The organism is Novosphingobium sp. PhB55 (assembly GCF_004368805.1).
GTDB lineage: Bacteria > Pseudomonadota > Alphaproteobacteria > Sphingomonadales > Sphingomonadaceae > Novosphingobium.
On sequence record NZ_SODQ01000001.1, the window covers coordinates 764436 to 779700 of the forward strand.

Consider the following 15265-nt stretch of genomic DNA (forward strand, 5'->3'; position numbering starts at 1 on the left):
TAGAAATGGAGCCGCCAATGGCCCTGACGCAAGACAGCACTTATCGCTCGGAACGGATCTGGACGCCGCGCGCGCCGCTCGATCCCGGCCTGCGCCGCCGCTTCCATGGCCCCATCCAGCCGATGGACCAGCCCACTTTCCTCGAACGCCTGTTCGGGCATCGCTGACCCCGTATCACCCTCCAAACGCATTTGAGATCGGCCCCGACCGCCTGTAGGCTAGGCGCCATGTCCGTAGTGCCTCCAGCGTCCTTCCTTTTCGTCTGCCTCGGCAATATCTGCCGCTCCCCGCTTGCCGAAGCGGCGCTTCGCGAGGCGGCGGACGAAGCGGGACTGGACCTCGATATCGACTCCGCCGGGACCGGCGCTTGGCATATCGGCAAAGGCCCCGACCCGCGCTCCTGCGCCGAGGCGCTCCGCCACGGCATCGATATTTCATCCTATCGTGCCAGGCAGGTCAAAGCCGACGACTTCCGCAGATTCGACCGCATCGTCGCGCTGGACGCCAGCAATCTCGCGAATCTGAGGCGCATCGCCCCTGCCGGCCATTCCGCCCGCCTTTCGCTCCTGCTGGACCATGTGCCCGGACTGGAAGGGCAGGACATGGAAGATCCCTATTATGGCGGCCCCGAAGGCTTCGAGACGACCTGGCGTCAGGTGCGCGAGGCGGCCCGCAATCTCGTGGCGGAAATCGCCGGATCGGGCCGCTGACCCCGGCGTACGGATAGCTCAGGAGCGATCCGCCGATGGGCGCCCCTGCCGGACGGGCCCAACCGGTTTGCTTTTACCCCTGCTTCCATTATATGCCCGCTCGAACGCCCCGGCCCGCGGTCGCCCGACGTCCTACAAGCCGGGGTTTGCTCTTTATACAGTTTCAAGGACGAACACGCATGTCCCGTCGCCGCCAGATCTACGAGGGCAAGGCCAAGATCCTCTACGAAGGCCCTGAACCCGGCACCCTGATTCAGTATTTCAAGGACGATGCCACTGCGTTCAACGCGCAGAAAAAGGGCACGATCCAGGGCAAGGGCGTGATCAACAACCGCATCAGCGAGTACGTGTTCACGCGCCTGAATCACATCGGCGTGCCCAACCACTTCATCCGCCGCCTCAACATGCGCGAGCAGCTCGTCCGCCAGGTCGAGATCATCCCGATCGAGGTCGTGGTGCGCAATGTGGCGGCCGGTTCGATCTCGAAGCGCCTGGGCATTCCTGAAGGCGAGCCCCTGCCGCACACGCTGATCGAATATTACTACAAGGACGATGCGCTGGGCGATCCGATGATCGCCGAAGAGCACATCGCCTGCTTCGGCTGGGCCACCAACGAAGAGATGCAGGACATCTCGGCGATGGCGATCCGCGTGAACGACTTCATGTGCGGCATGTTCGCGGCGATCAACATTCGCCTCGTGGACTTCAAGCTCGAATTCGGCCGCATCTGGGACGGCGACTACAGCCGAGTGATCCTGGCGGACGAGATCAGCCCCGACGGCTGCCGCCTGTGGGACATGTTCACCGGCGAAAAGCTGGACAAGGACCGCTTCCGCCGCGACCTCGGCGGTGAGGAAGAGGCCTATCAGGAAGTCGCGCGCCGTCTCGGCCTGCTGCAGGACGACAACGGCCCGAGCGAAGTGCTCGACCTGTCGAAGCACCGCAAGCTGCGCGGCAAGTAAGTCTCGCAGGACCTTGAAAAGAGCCCGGCCGCCGCGAGGCGCGCCGGGCTCTTTTCGTTTGCCCGTTGTCCGCCTCGCCAGGATCGCGGAAGGCCGCGGCCTCTTGTTATCAGCGACTTGGTGAGGCACTCCCGCGCGATGCGGAAGATTCTCCTCACCGCCCTGCTCTTTGCCGCGCCGCTCGGCGCATCGGCCCGAGAGGCCGTGCCGCGCGCCGAGAGAGCCGGCACCAACGACACCAGCTGGGCCTTCGAAAAGAGCGACATTCCGCTCGATTCCGAGTTCCGCTTCGGGCGCCTCGCCAACGGCATGCGCTATATCGTGCGGCGCAATGCCACCCCCGTCGGAACCGCCGTGGTGCGGATGGAAGTCGCCGCCGGCTCGCTCGACGAGCATGACGACGAACAGGGCTTCGCGCATTTCGTGGAGCACATGGCCTTCAACGGCAGCAAGCGCGTGCCCGAAGGCCAGATGATCCCTCTTCTCGAACGCGACGGCCTGGCTTTCGGCGCGGACACCAATGCCTCCACCAGCTTCGAACGCACCGTCTACAAGCTGGACCTGCCGCGCAGCGACGCCGCCCTTCTCGACACGGCGCTCATGCTCATGCGCGAGACCGCGGGCGAGCTGACGATCTCGCAAGCCGCGATCGACCGCGAGCGCGGCGTGATCCTTTCGGAAATGCGCGACCGCAACACCTTCGCCTTGCGCAACACCATCGATTCGACGCGCTTCTTCTACCCCCGCGCGCTCTATTCCAGCCGCTTCCCCATCGGCACCGTCGCCACGCTCAATGCCGCCAACGCACAGAACCTGCGCGCGTTCTATGCGCGCGAATATGTTCCGGACCATGTCACCCTGGTCATCGTCGGAGACTTCGATCCGGCAGCGGTCGAGGCCGGGATCGTGCGCCACTTCGGAGACTGGCACGGTCCGCAGGCCGAGCTGCAGCCCGATGCCGGGCCGGTGGATGCCAAGGATCGCAAGCGCACCGGCGTCTGGATCGACCCCGCACTGTCGGAACGGCTGACCATCCAGCGCAACGGCGCCTGGCTGGACGAGCCCGACACGATCGCCCAGCGGCAGGAGAACCTGCTGCGCTCGATCGGCTACGCCATCGTCAACCGCCGCCTGCAGCGCCTTTCGCGCAGTGCCCAGCCCCCATTCCGCGGCGCCGGCTTCGGCACGGGAGACGTTTTCGAAACCGCCCGCTCCACCCGCCTCATCATCGACAGCGTGGACGGCAAATGGGCGGACGGCGTGGCCGCCGTCGCCCGCGAGTATCGCCGCGCCCTGGCGCACGGTTTCAGCGCCGCCGAAGTCTCCGAACAGCTCGCCCAATTGCGCAGCTCGCTCGTCGATGCGGCCGGTTCGGCGAATACCCGCAGCAATGCGGTGCTGGCGGCTATCGCGCTGGCGCTCGTCGACGATCGGCTGGTGCCCTCCACGCCTGCCTCCGGGCTCGAACGCTTCGAGGCTTTTGCGCCCCGGATCACGCCCAAGGCCGTGCTGGCCGCTGTCCGGCGCGAGGCGCTGGCGCTCGACAAGCCTCTGATCCGCTTCGAAGGCCGCAAGGCCCCGGAAGGCGGCGAACCGGCCCTGCGCAGCGCCTGGCAGCAAGCCATGCGCGGCCCGGTGCCTCGCGAAAACGCGGCCGCCGCCGCGAACTTCGGCTATACCGCCTTCGGCACGCCCGGCACGGTCGTCAGCGATACCCGCGATCCCCTGCTGGGCATTCGCGAGCTGCGTTTTTCCAACGGCGTCATGCTCAATCTCAAGCAGACCGAACTGGAAAAGGATCGCGTGCGCGTCAGCCTCTCCATCGACGGTGGCGACATGCTGGAGACGCGGGATGACCCCCTGGCCACGGACATGGTGGGCTGGCTCGAAAAGGGCGGCCTCGGCAAGCACAGCCGCGACGATCTGGACAGCATCATGGCGGGCCATACGCTGGGCTTCGGCCTGTCGAGCGGCACGGCCAGCTTCGACGCGCAGACGGTCACCACCCCGCGCGACCTGGAACTGCAACTCCAGCTGCTCACCGCCCTGGTCACCGATCCCGGCTACCGCGCCGAGGGTGAAGTGCAGTACCGCCAGCAGGTGAACAACACTTTCGCCCGGCTTCGCGCCACGCCGTCCTCGGCGATGAGCGCGGATCTTGGCCGCATCGTTTCCGACAACGACCCGCGCTTCAGCCTCCAGCCGGTCGAGACCTATCGCCGGCTGACTTATGCCCGGCTGCAGAAGAGCATTTCGGATCGCCTTGCCCATGGCGCCGTGGAAGTGGGCCTCGTCGGCGATTTCGACGAGGACAAGGCCATCGCCTTCGTGGCCGGGACGCTGGGCGCTCTCCCGCCGCGTGAAGCTGCGTTCCAGGCTTATGACGAACAGCCGCCGCGCACCTTCACGGCAGACCGCAGCGCCCGGGTGGTTCGCCACACCGGCCCTGCCGATCAGGCCCTGTTGCGGCTGACCTGGCCCACGCGCGACGATTCGGACCCGCTCGACACGCTCAGGCTGGAAATGCTCGAGCGTGTCGTCCGCATCGAACTGACCGACAGTCTGCGCGAAGCCCTGGGCAAGGCCTATTCACCCTCGGCCGGCAGTTCGCTGTCGCATTACTGGAAGGGTTACGGCACGTTCGCCATCGCCGCCTCGATCGACGTTGCCGACGTTCCCGCCAGCCGCGAGGCGATCCGCAAGGTCCTGCTCGATCTCCGCACTGCGCCCGTCAGCGACGACGTGCTGCAGCGCGCCCGCGCACCCCTGCTCGAAGCCTACCAGAACGCACTGAAAGGCAATGCGACCTGGCTCTCGCTGGTCGACCGCGCACAGAGCCAGCCCGACCGCATCGCCCGCTTCACCCAGGCCCGCGAGCGGCTGATCAGGATCACGGCCGGAGACCTCCAGGCGATGGCACAGCGCTATCTCGATCCGAACAAGGGCCTGGAGGTCCTGGCCTTGCCCGAGGGCGTCGAATCGCCCAGGCCTTGAGGGATCGGGCTTTAACCGCCCGCCCGAACTGCAAGGCCAGTGCAGCCCCGTCCTCTAGCGCGCGTGGTTGGGGCGGGTGGGCCGGCCGGTGCGCTCCGCCCATTCCGCGATGAGGTCGTCGTAGAGGCTTTGGTCGATCAGGTCGTATTTTTCCGGGAAGTTGGTGAAAGCGTTCATCGCGCTTTTCACCGCGCCGGTTTCCATCAGCTCGCGGGCCATGGCAAGATGGCCCACTGCAGCCGAGACCCAGCCCCAGGCGGTGGAGAGGGTGAAGGCCGTGTCAGGCAGGTTGAAGCCCAGCGTGCAGACCGGGATGGTCATGTGCGGGATCACTTCGGCCTGCTGCTCGGGCGGTGCGCTGGCGAAGACGATGGCATCGGCGCCGGCCTCGGCATAAGCGTGGCCGCGGCGGATGGCTTCCTCGACCGATCCACCCCCGCCGCCGCCATTGGCGCTGGTATAGAGTTCGTCGCAGCGCGCGATGATGACCAGACCGGAATCACCCCGTCCCTTCACCCCGGCCTCGATCCGCAGCTGCATGTCCTCGACCGAACAGAGACCGTTCACATGCTTGGAATGCTTGGGATTGACCTCGTCCTCGACATGGTAGCCCGCGATCCCGGCCGCTGCGTAACGGCGCGTGAAATGATAGGCGTCGGCCACCGTCTCGCCCAGAGTATCCGCGTCGACGATGAGCGGGATGTCGATGGCCTGCGCGATCCGGGCGGACTGCTCGATCATCTCGACCTGGCTGAATACGCCGTTGTCCGGCACCGCATAGTGAAACGCCGAGCAGGCATGGCCGCCGAGATAGGCCGCCTTGAAGCCGACATGCTCGACGATGCGCCCGGTCAGGGCCGAATAGGCCTCGGCCGCGACGAAGTGCTCACCGTTTTCGATCAGCGCGCGCAGTTTCTCACCCGGCGTCGGCATCGCGTTTCTCTCCCGCTCTTGTCGAGCGAGGGCTCGCACGATTGCCGGGAGCGGACAAGCCGCCCGGCATGCCCAGGGCCGCCGGCGCCCCGCTTATCGGCGGGGCGTTGCGATCACACCGCTTCCGCGGCCGCGCCGATGCGTTCGAGCGTGGGGATCAGTTCGTCGAAGTGATCGATCACGGCCGTCGCGCCAAGCTCCTGCACCGGGCGATCGTTGAAGCCGAAGCTCACTGCCACGCAGGGAATGCCCGCAGCGGCCGCCGCGCCGGTATCGTATGTGGTATCGCCGACGAAGGCCGCGCGGATAGGCCTGTCGGCGCTGCCGGCGCGCTCCAGCATGAGTTCGATCAGATCCGGTTTCGGCTTGGCCCGGCCGGGGCCGAGCGTATCGCCGCCGATCACCGTGAAGAAATGATGCGAAAGGCCCAGTTCCGCGAAGATCTTCACGGCCAGGTGCTCCAGCTTGTTGGTCACCACCGCGATCCTGACGCCGCGCGCCGCCAGCCCCTGGAGCATGGCCTCTCCGCCCGGATAGAGCCGGGTCTGCACGGCGACATGGTCGCTGTAGAAATCGATCAGCGCCTGGTGCAGCGCGCTCAGCCGCTCGTCCGAAACCGGACCGCCGGTGACTTCCAGCCCCCGGGCCAGCATCTTCCTGGCGCCGCCGCCCACAAGGTCGCGCACGGCATCGAAGGGGATCGCCGGGCGCCCCTCCAGAGACAAGGCATGGTTGAGGGCTACGGCCAGATCGCCGAGCGAATCCAGCAGGGTTCCGTCCAGATCGAAACCGACGATATCGAAAGGGAAGTCCGTCATTCCCCGATCAGTGGCTTGTCGCTGTGGAAACCGCAACAATTTGCTGGCAAGTGATGCACATGGTCGAACATTCAACGCCCCTCGCTATCGTCGTTCTCGCTGCCGGCAAGGGCACTCGCATGAAGAGTGACTTGCACAAGGTTCTCCATCCCATAGCCGCGCGGCCGATGCTGGAACACCTGCTCGAAAGTGCAGCGGCGCTGGCGCCAGAGCGGCAGGTGGTGGTGGCCGGTCACGGCCGCGAACAGCTGGAAAAGGCCCTTGGCGGCCGCGCGGCGATTGCCGTTCAGGAACCCCAGCTCGGCACCGGACATGCGGTGCAGCAGGCCGAAACGGCGCTTTCGGGATTCGCAGGCGACGTGCTGATTCTCTACGGCGACGTGCCTTTCGTCAGCACCGCAACGATGCGCGCGATGATCGACCGGCTCCATGCCGACGATTCGCCGGCTGTCGTCGTGCTCGGGTTCGAGCCGGATGAGCCGCTGCAATATGGCCGCGTGCTCGCCCATGACGACGGGCGCATCGCGATGATGGTGGAATACAAGGACGCCACCGAAGAGCAGCGCGCCTGCCGCCTCTGCAATTCCGGGCTGATGGCAGTGAAGTCGGCAGACCTGTTCGACCTGCTCGCCCGCGTCGGCAACGACAATGCCCAGGGCGAATATTACCTGGTCGACATCGTGAATGTGGCGACGCTCGAAGGACGCGCCTGCGCGGTGATCGTCACGCCGGATCCCGATGAAGTGGGCGGCATCAACAGCCGCGGCGAACTGGCCGAGGCCGAAGCCCGCTGGCAGGCCCGGCGCCGCATCGCCGCCATGGCGGACGGCGTGACCCTGATCGCACCCGAAACGGTGTTCTTCGCCTGGGACACCGTGCTCGGCCGCGATGTCACCATCGAGCCCAACGTGGTCTTTGCCCCCGGCGTGACCGTGGCGGACAATGTCGTCATCCACGCCTTTTCGCACCTCGAAGGCGCGACCCTCGAAAGCGGTGTCGCCATCGGTCCCTACGCCAGGCTGCGCCCCGGCGCGGTGCTGCGCAAGGGTGCCAAGGTCGGCAACTTCGTCGAAGTGAAGAACGCCGAACTGGGCGAAGGCGCCAAGGCCAACCACCTGACTTACGTGGGCGATGCCACGATCGGCGCCAAGGCCAACCTCGGCGCAGGCACGATCACCTGCAATTACGACGGCTACTTCAAGCACCGGACCGTCATCGGCGAGCGCGCCTTCATCGGCTCGAACAGCGCCCTCGTCGCCCCGGTCAAGATCGGTGCCGACGCCATCGTCGCGGCCGGCAGCACGGTCACCCGCGACGTCGCTGACGGCGAGCTGCGGCTGGTGCGCGGCGAACAACTGGTCAAGCCCGGCTGGGCCGACCGTTTCCACGATGCGATGAAGAAGAAAAAGGCCGAAAAGTCGGCAGGCTGATGTGAAAACGGGCGGTCATGGACCGCCCGTCGTCATGTCAGCGGGGAAACCGGCCGATCAGGCGCCGATGGCCTGCTTCTGGGCGATGAAGTCCAGTTCGCTCTTGGCGCCGGCGTTGCTCGGATCGTAATCGAGCGACTGGCGGAACAGCTTGGCGGCATCGTCCAACTGGCCCATCTCGATCTTGTTGTAGCCCATCCCGCGCAGCGCGCGCGCCGCCACCGATGCGTCAGTACCCTTGGTGTCCTTGTCCACCAGCGCCCAGGCATGGGAGAACAGATCGTAAGAGCGCTGCCATTCACGGCGGGACTTGAACAGTTCCGCATATTCGTTGGCGAAATGCGCATTGTCCGGCGCCAGCTCCGTGGCGCGCCGCAGTTCACCCTCGGCAAGGTCGCCCCGGCCGAGATCGACGAGCGCGAAGCCCTTGCCGAAGTGCGCATCGCAGACGGCGCTGCTCACCGCGACCGCCTTGCCCGCGGCCACCGGCGCATCCGCAGCCTGGGACTGGCAGAGCCGCGGCCGGGCATCGCCGCTCAGCGCCTGCTCGCTGGCCAGGATCACCGAATCGAACATCTTAACCGCCTGCGCGGGCTTGCCGGCACGGATCAGGGCAAAGCCCTTGCTGACGCCGTTCTGGCTCTCGACATGAAGCGCCGTGTTCACCACCGCGGCACTGCCGCCGATGTCACGCGCGAAAGCAGCTCCGGAACCGGCCGTAGCGACCATCCCGACAACAGCACCGGCCAGACCGATAGAAGTAAATGAAACCGACTTCTTGATGAAGTTCATCGGCCGATCCTCTCCAGGAACATCCTCTCCAGGAACACCGATCGTGTGCCGGTCTTTGCCGGTCGATTGTCGTCGGAACAGTGTTCGTCGAAGCCTGCAGACTATCCGACGGACGCGGTTTGACAAGAACTTTCACGAAACCCAGATATCAGGCACCGAATCTTTCCCGCCTACGGAGTATCCATGTCCAACAACCCCTGGAGCCACAGCCGAAATTCCGCGATCGCGGACGATGTCGATTTCGAGATCAAGGGCCACGAGCTGCAGTTCGTGGAGATCGAGCTCGATCCCGGCGAAAGCGCGGTGGCGGAGGCCGGAGCGATGGTTTGGAAGGATTCCTCGATCGCCATGTCGACCGTGTTCGGAGACGGTTCCGAGCAGCAGGGCGGCGGTTTCATGGGCAAGCTGCTCGGCGCGGGCAAGCGGCTGGTCACGGGCGAGAGCCTGTTCACCACCGTCTTCACCCATGAGGGCCGCGGCAAGGCCCGCGTGGCCTTCGCCGCGCCGATCCCAGGCTCGATCCTGCCGATCAAGCTGGATGACGTGGACGGTCGCCTGATCTGCCAGAAGGACGCCTTCCTCTGCGCCGCGCGCGGGGTCTCGATCGGGGTGCACTTCCAGCAGAAGATCATGACCGGCCTGTTCGGCGGCGAAGGCTTCATCATGCAGCGTCTCGAAGGCGATGGCTGGGTCTTCGTGCAGATGGGCGGCACCGTGATCGAACGCACCCTGGCCGCGGGCGAGGAACTTCACATCGATACCGGCTGCGTTGCCGCTTTCACCGCGGGCATCGACTTCGACGTGATCCGGGCGGGTTCGGTCAAGTCGATGATCTTCGGCGGCGAGGGCGTGTTCTTCGCGCGGCTGCGCGGGCCCGGGCGCGTCTGGATCCAGTCCCTGCCCTTCTCGCGCCTGGCCGGGCGGATGATGGCTGCCGCCGTGCCTTACGGCGGGCAGAACCGCGGGGAGAGCACCATGCTCGGCCTCGGCGCCGTAGGCGGCCTTGCGGCGATGATCGGCGGGGACGATTGACCGCTTCGGATTACATCCGAAAACCCATCCGATTTGCACACATTACCATGCCTTCATGGTGGCGCCACCAAACGCCAACCATTATCGGTGTAACGGCACGTCAGTTTCGGCTCGAACTAAGGTAACGCAAGCGCAATGTGTGGAATCATCGGCATCGTCGGCAAGGAAGAAGTCGCGGATCGACTGGTCGACGGTCTTCGGCGCATGGAATATCGCGGTTATGACAGCGCGGGCGTCTGCACGGTTGAGAACGGCCAGCTGATCCGCCGCCGCGCACAGGGCAAGCTGGTCAATCTCGTGAACGAGCTGGCCCGCGATCCCGCACCGGGCCTGATCGGCATCGCCCACACCCGCTGGGCCACACACGGCGCGCCGACGGCCGCCAACGCGCACCCCCACGCCACCGAGCACCTGGCGCTGGTCCACAACGGCATCATCGAGAACTTCAAGCCGCTGCGCGAAGCCCTCGAATCGCGCGGCCGCACTTTCGAGAGCCAGACCGACACCGAAGTGGTGGCCCACCTCGTGTCCGAACAAGTCGAAGCCGGACTTTCCCCGCAAGAGGCCGTGAAAGTCGTCCTCCCGCAGCTTCGCGGCGCCTTCGCGCTTGCGATCGCCTTCCGCCAGCACCCCGACCTGCTGATCGGCGCTCGCCTCGGCTCGCCGCTGGTCGTCGGCTACGGCGAAGGCGAGACCTACCTCGGTTCGGACGCCCTCGCCCTGGCCCCCCTCACCCAGCGCATCACGTATCTCGACGAGGGCGACTGGGTCGTCATCACCCGCGAAGGCGCGCAGATCTTCGATGCCGACAACAACCCGGTGAAGCGCGAGATCGTCTCCTCGGGTGCCTCGGCCGTCGCCATCGAGAAGGGCAATTACCGCCACTTCATGCAGAAGGAGATCTTCGAGCAGCCGACCGTGGTGGCGCAGACGCTGCGCAGCTACATCCACCAGGTGGACCAGTCGGTCGCGCTGCCGCAGATCGATTTCGACCTTTCGGCGATCAAGCGCATCACCATCGTCGCCTGCGGCACCAGCTTCTATGCGGGCATGGTGGCGAAATACTGGATCGAGACTTTCGCCCGCTTGCCGGTCGACATCGATGTGGCCTCCGAATTCCGCTACCGCGACCCCGTGCTGGAGCAGGGCGGCCTCGCCCTGTTCATCTCGCAATCGGGCGAGACGGCGGACACGCTCGCCGCGCTCAAGCATTGCAAGGCGGCCGGGCAGACGATCGCCGTCGTCGTCAACGTGCCCACCAGCACGATGGCGCGCGAGGCGGACCTGCTGCTGCCGACTCACGCCGGGCCGGAAATCGGCGTGGCCTCCACCAAGGCCTTCTCGTGCCAGCTCGCCGTGCTGGCGGCGCTGGCCGCGCACCTCGCCGTCAAGCGCGGGCGCATGGACCGGGCCGAGGAGATGGACGTCGTCCACCACCTGCTGCAAACGCCTGCCAGCCTCAACGCCGCGCTTGCCTTCGACGAAGAGATCGCCGCCATGGCGCATCTGATCGCACCGGCGCGCGATGTGCTCTACCTCGGCCGGGGCCCCGACTATCCGCTGGCTCTGGAAGGTGCACTGAAGCTGAAGGAAATCAGCTATATCCACGCCGAAGGTTATGCCTCGGGCGAAATGAAGCACGGCCCCATCGCCCTCATCGACGAAGCCGTGCCGGTGATCGTCCTCGCCCCCTCCGGCCCGCTGTTCGAGAAGACCGTCAGCAACATGCAGGAAGTGCGCGCGCGCGGCGGCAAGGTCGTGCTGATCTCGGATGCCGAAGGCATTGCCGAAGCCGGCGAAGGCTGCATCGCCACGATCGAGATGCCCCGCGTCCACCCGCTCATCGCCCCGCTGGTCTATGCGGTGCCGGTGCAGCTGCTGGCCTACCACGTCGCCTGCGTGAAGGGCACCGACGTCGACCAGCCGCGCAACCTCGCCAAGAGCGTGACCGTCGAATAGAGGCCGGTTCGGCTCGACCTTGCCGCAGGTCGAGCCGAAGCCCGGCGGCCATCATGGCGGCAGCGCGCATTTTCCCGGCTGCCGGCCATCTTGCACGACGCCCGAAAACAGCCTGATGGTTTACTCCGCGCTAACCTTCACCCGATAGGCTCTCCGCGTGAGAAAGCGGTCGCAACCCACTCAACCGCTCCCGAAGGAGCTGCCAGTCTCCGCTATCCTTGGGCTGACCCAGCCGGCGGAGGGGGATTGGGCGCGCCTGCGCGGCATTCAATATTCGTGCCTCTCCCGCGCGCCTGTCGCCCGATTCGTCACGCAGTTCGCCGCCATGCTGGCCGCTGCCGGACTGCTGGCGCCGCGGCTCGACCCCCGGCTGATCCTGGGCTGGGCCGTGCTCGTCTGCGCCGCGGCCTGGTACGGTGCCCGAATCGACAGCGCCGTTTCCGCTGCCGAGGGACGGAACCTGCGGCCCGGCGAGGCCCGCGCCTATCTGGCGGCAACCATCGTCAAGGGCCTGGTCTGGTCGATCCCGGTCTGCGGCTTCGGGCCGTTCCTGGCTGCGGACGTGCAAGTGAAGCTCTGGACCGTCCTGGCGATGCTGATGACGGCTTTCGCAGTGCTGATCCCGGGCGTGCCGATGGGCACACTCGTCTTCACCGGGCTTGCCGGCGGTTCCGCCATCGCCTGTTTCCTCGCGCTCGGCCTCTACGACGTCGCGCTGGTCGCTTCCGCCTTCATCGCCGTGGTCGTGGCCGGCGCCATCCAGTCCGCCCGGCAGTTCCTTACCGGCAAAGTGGCCGAAGCGGGCATGGTCGAGCGGGACGAAGTGGTCTCGCTGCTGCTGCGCGAATTCGAAGAAGGCGAGGCCGACTGGCTCTGGCAGATCGACACCACCCGCCGGGTCCGCGCCGTCTCGCCGCGTTTCGCCTTCGCGCTCGGCAAGCAACCGCGCGAGATCGAAGGGATGCCGTTCCTTCAGCTCATTGCCGGCGCGAACTGGGAAACCGGCGATTTCCCGGCAAGCCTTCACGATCTGGCCGAGCGATTGAAGCGCCGCGAAAGCTTCTCCAACTTGCTCATTCGCGTCACCCTGTCAGGCAAGGCGCGCTGGTGGGAGCTGTCCGGAACGCCGAACGTGGACGAAACCGGCCAGTTCGACGGGTTCCATGGCGTCGGCTCCGATGTGACCGAAGCACGCGAGAACTCCGACAAGATCGCCTGGCTCGCGCGGTACGACCCGCTGACCGGCATGCCTAATCGCCTGATGCTGGGCGAAGCCCTCGGCGAAGCGCTCTCCCACGCCTCGCAGTGGCGCATGCGCTGCGCGTTCCTGATGATCGACCTCGATCGCTTCAAGGCGATCAACGACACCCTGGGGCATCACGTCGGCGACCAGCTTCTGGCCCGGGTGGCGGAGCGCCTGAAGGAACAGATGACGGAACGCGAGGTCTGCGGCCGTCTGGGCGGTGACGAATTCGCCATCGTCATCCGCGATGCCACCGATCTAGACTACGTCAAGCGCGTGGCGCAGCGCGTGATCCAGAGCCTCTCGCAGCCCTACCAGGTCGATCACCATACGCTGTTCGTGGGCGCCTCGATCGGCTCGGCCATCGGCCCGCGCGACGGCGATGCGGTGGAAACGCTGATGCGCAATGCCGATCTCGCGCTCTACCGCTCGAAAGACGAAGGCGGCAACGCCCACTTCACCTACGAACCCGCGCTTCACACCCGCGCCGAAGAGCGCCGCAAGCTGGAATCGTCCATGCGCTCGGCGCTGGAACGCAAGGAGTTCACGCTCAACTTCCAGCCCGTGGTGGATACACAGAACGAAACCGTCGTCAGCTTCGAGGCCCTGCTGCGCTGGAACAGCAAGGAACACGGCGCGGTGAGCCCGGTGAAGTTCATCCCCCTGGCCGAGGATACCCGGCTTATCATCCCGATCGGCGAATGGGTGCTGCGCGAAGCCTGCCGGGAAGCGATGAACTGGCCGGACCATGTGCGCGTGGCCGCGAATGTCTCGGGCGAGCAACTGCTCGACCCGAATTTCGTGACCAGCGTTGTCTCTGCCCTCACCGAAAGCGGGCTTCCGGCCGCGCGCCTCGAACTGGAAGTGACCGAGAGCATCTTCCTGCGCGATGCCACCCTCGCCCGTTCCGCGCTCGAAAAGATCATGGCGCTGGGCTGCAAGGTGGCGCTCGACGATTTCGGCACCGGCTATTCCTCGCTCGGCTACCTGCGCAAGTTGCGGTTTTCGACCATCAAGATCGACCGCTCCTTCGTGCAGGGCGCCGCCACCGGCAATGCCGAAAGCCTGGCGATCATCCGCGCCGTGGTCGCCATGGCCGACAGCCTCGACATGTCGACGACCGCGGAAGGCGCTGAGACCGAAAAGGAAGTCGAGATGATCCGCAAGCTCGGCTGCCGCAAGATCCAGGGCTATTACTATGGACGGCCGATGTCCGCGAAGGACGCGGTCGCGCTGTTCCGCAACCGCGCCTTCTCGGCCGTGTGATCAGGCACGCATCGGCGATTCTCGACCCTAACCGTAGATCGGCAGGATCTGCGGCAAGTCGGACGTCGTGCGGATACCCGGCGGTGCAGCGCAGACGGCGGGAATGGCATTGACCGGCCGGTGCGCCGTCAACCCCGGCGTGTAGGCGGCATAGTCTTCCTCCGCGACCGGGAACGTGATGTCCACCTTCACCGGCGTGTCCCCCTCGGTGGTGATCCGCCATCCGGATTCGCGCAGGTCCCACTCGTGCTCGATCTCGGTCGTCACATACCAGTTCGCGCGGAACCGCATGACCGGGCGGCCGCCGCTCTTGCAGGTGATCGTGGTGCGCATCGCGCCGACAGTGCCGGCCGGGACGGTGCCCGCCGCAATCGTCAGGTCCTTGAGGGTCGGCGAGAGTTCGCCCACCGCCTCGATCTCGTCCACCTTGAGGCCCACGGCATCGGCAATCTGCGACAGCGAGCTGCCGAAATCGCCCTTGAGGTGCTCGGCACGGCGCTGGTCGAATGGCGCCATCGGCGCTGCGAAACCCATGACCTGGAACAGCATCTCCGGGGAATTGCGGCTGGAGACGTCAGCATATTCGTCGATGGTCAGCAGCCCGTGCGTGCGCTGCAGCGACAGGAGCGGGATCGCCAGGGCTTCCGTCACGAAGCCGGGGCTCGATCCGGTGCTGTAGATCGAGGTCTGGCCCGAGCGGCAGGCCTCGTCCACCCGTGCGCGAAGTGCAGGGTCCATCCGCGCGGGATTGTGGAAGTCGCCGCGCGTGGTGACCACGTTCTTGCCCGATGCGAGCAGCGTGCAGATCTCGTCCCAGTCTGTGCCCTGGCGCATATAGAGTACGCAGTCCGCATCGAGCGCCGCGAGTTCGTCCAGCGAATTGGTGGCCTTCACGCCCGTGGGCGGCAATCCGCAGAGTTCGCCTGCATCCTTGCCCACCTTTTCGGGCGAGCTGACCCAGAGCCCCACAAGGTCCATGCGGGGATGCTCGATCACCGTGCGCAAGGCGCGGCTGCCCACATTGCCCGTCGCCCACTGGATGACGCGCCAATTCCGGCCTTCCATCGCTTCTCTCCCGTTTCTTGTCTCGTGCGGACTTGGCCGCTGGTCATGAACTCCCGCAATC

12 protein-coding genes are annotated in these 15265 nt (G+C 66.1%); 8 read left to right on the plus strand and 4 right to left on the minus strand.

Going from position 1 to position 15265, the window contains the following annotated elements:
• Nucleotides 1–17 precede the first annotated feature (17 nt).
• The 4 genes from EDF57_RS25370 to EDF57_RS03650 all read left to right on the plus strand — a co-directional run bounded on the left by EDF57_RS25370 (nucleotide 18) and on the right by EDF57_RS03650 (nucleotide 4666).
• Nucleotides 18–167, plus strand: a complete 150-nt coding sequence (locus EDF57_RS25370) for a hypothetical protein (RefSeq protein ID WP_021235825.1) — start codon at nucleotides 18–20, stop codon at nucleotides 165–167.
• Nucleotides 168–227: 60 nt separating this feature from the next.
• Nucleotides 228–710, plus strand: a complete 483-nt coding sequence (locus tag EDF57_RS03640) for a low molecular weight protein-tyrosine-phosphatase (RefSeq protein ID WP_134093100.1) — start codon at nucleotides 228–230, stop codon at nucleotides 708–710.
• A gap of 179 nt (nucleotides 711–889) precedes the next feature.
• Nucleotides 890–1672 carry a phosphoribosylaminoimidazolesuccinocarboxamide synthase gene (gene purC / locus EDF57_RS03645; protein ID WP_132263291.1) on the plus strand — a complete coding sequence of 261 codons (783 nt, stop codon included), beginning with the start codon at nucleotides 890–892 and terminating at the stop codon, nucleotides 1670–1672.
• Nucleotides 1673–1810: 138 nt separating this feature from the next.
• Nucleotides 1811–4666, plus strand: coding sequence for an insulinase family protein (locus EDF57_RS03650; protein ID WP_134093101.1), 2856 nt, complete (start codon nucleotides 1811–1813; stop codon nucleotides 4664–4666).
• Nucleotides 4667–4720: 54 nt separating this feature from the next.
• Here the strand turns inward: EDF57_RS03650 and EDF57_RS03655 are convergent, their stop codons facing one another.
• Both EDF57_RS03655 and EDF57_RS03660 read right to left on the minus strand, forming a co-directional pair.
• The gene (locus EDF57_RS03655) at nucleotides 4721–5599 is read right to left on the minus strand and encodes an isocitrate lyase/PEP mutase family protein (RefSeq protein WP_134093102.1); all 879 of its coding nucleotides are present in this window, start codon (nucleotides 5597–5599) and stop codon (nucleotides 4721–4723) included.
• A 113-nt stretch (nucleotides 5600–5712) separates the two neighbouring features.
• Nucleotides 5713–6417 (minus strand): HAD hydrolase-like protein, encoded by a 705-nt coding sequence (locus EDF57_RS03660; RefSeq protein WP_134093103.1) that lies wholly within the window; start codon nucleotides 6415–6417, stop codon nucleotides 5713–5715.
• Between the two features lie 59 nt (nucleotides 6418–6476).
• On the opposite strand from EDF57_RS03660, the gene glmU reads away from it, so the two are divergent.
• Nucleotides 6477–7847, plus strand: a complete 1371-nt coding sequence (glmU, locus tag EDF57_RS03665) for a bifunctional UDP-N-acetylglucosamine diphosphorylase/glucosamine-1-phosphate N-acetyltransferase GlmU (protein WP_134093104.1) — start codon at nucleotides 6477–6479, stop codon at nucleotides 7845–7847.
• A 57-nt stretch (nucleotides 7848–7904) separates the two neighbouring features.
• Here the strand turns inward: glmU and EDF57_RS03670 are convergent, their stop codons facing one another.
• Complete coding sequence (locus tag EDF57_RS03670; protein WP_243840852.1) at nucleotides 7905–8639, minus strand: diguanylate cyclase; 735 nt, start codon at nucleotides 8637–8639, stop codon at nucleotides 7905–7907.
• Nucleotides 8640–8822: 183 nt separating this feature from the next.
• On the opposite strand from EDF57_RS03670, the gene EDF57_RS03675 reads away from it, so the two are divergent.
• The 3 genes from EDF57_RS03675 to EDF57_RS03685 all read left to right on the plus strand — a co-directional run bounded on the left by EDF57_RS03675 (nucleotide 8823) and on the right by EDF57_RS03685 (nucleotide 14139).
• The gene (locus tag EDF57_RS03675) at nucleotides 8823–9671 is read left to right on the plus strand and encodes a TIGR00266 family protein (RefSeq protein ID WP_134093105.1); all 849 of its coding nucleotides are present in this window, start codon (nucleotides 8823–8825) and stop codon (nucleotides 9669–9671) included.
• A 135-nt stretch (nucleotides 9672–9806) separates the two neighbouring features.
• Entirely contained in the window at nucleotides 9807–11630 is a 1824-nt protein-coding gene (gene glmS, locus EDF57_RS03680; protein WP_134093106.1) for a glutamine--fructose-6-phosphate transaminase (isomerizing), read from the plus strand.
• 157 nt (nucleotides 11631–11787) lie between these two features.
• Nucleotides 11788–14139 (plus strand): GGDEF and EAL domain-containing protein, encoded by a 2352-nt coding sequence (locus tag EDF57_RS03685; protein ID WP_243840853.1) that lies wholly within the window; start codon nucleotides 11788–11790, stop codon nucleotides 14137–14139.
• A 27-nt stretch (nucleotides 14140–14166) separates the two neighbouring features.
• Here the strand turns inward: EDF57_RS03685 and EDF57_RS03690 are convergent, their stop codons facing one another.
• On the minus strand, nucleotides 14167–15204 hold the full coding sequence (locus tag EDF57_RS03690) for a dihydrodipicolinate reductase (RefSeq protein WP_134093107.1): 1038 nt from the start codon (nucleotides 15202–15204) through the stop codon (nucleotides 14167–14169).
• Nucleotides 15205–15265: the final 61 nt, after the last annotated feature.

Bases quoted from the DNA above. Each gene is read 5' to 3' on its own strand.
- EDF57_RS03650 (WP_134093101.1), top strand. From the start codon at position 1,811: ATGCGGAAGATTCTCCTCACCGCCCTGCTCTTTGCCGCGCCGCTCGGC.
- EDF57_RS03655 (WP_134093102.1), bottom strand. From the start codon at position 5,599: ATGCCGACGCCGGGTGAGAAACTGCGCGCGCTGATCGAAAACGGTGAG.
- EDF57_RS03660 (WP_134093103.1), bottom strand. From the start codon at position 6,417: ATGACGGACTTCCCTTTCGATATCGTCGGTTTCGATCTGGACGGAACC.
- glmS (WP_134093106.1), top strand. From the start codon at position 9,807: ATGTGTGGAATCATCGGCATCGTCGGCAAGGAAGAAGTCGCGGATCGA.
- EDF57_RS03640 (WP_134093100.1), top strand. From the start codon at position 228: ATGTCCGTAGTGCCTCCAGCGTCCTTCCTTTTCGTCTGCCTCGGCAAT.
- glmU (WP_134093104.1), top strand. From the start codon at position 6,477: ATGGTCGAACATTCAACGCCCCTCGCTATCGTCGTTCTCGCTGCCGGC.
- EDF57_RS03675 (WP_134093105.1), top strand. From the start codon at position 8,823: ATGTCCAACAACCCCTGGAGCCACAGCCGAAATTCCGCGATCGCGGAC.
- EDF57_RS03670 (WP_243840852.1), bottom strand. From the start codon at position 8,639: ATGAACTTCATCAAGAAGTCGGTTTCATTTACTTCTATCGGTCTGGCC.
- purC (WP_132263291.1), top strand. From the start codon at position 890: ATGTCCCGTCGCCGCCAGATCTACGAGGGCAAGGCCAAGATCCTCTAC.
- EDF57_RS25370 (WP_021235825.1), top strand. From the start codon at position 18: ATGGCCCTGACGCAAGACAGCACTTATCGCTCGGAACGGATCTGGACG.
- EDF57_RS03690 (WP_134093107.1), bottom strand. From the start codon at position 15,204: ATGGAAGGCCGGAATTGGCGCGTCATCCAGTGGGCGACGGGCAATGTG.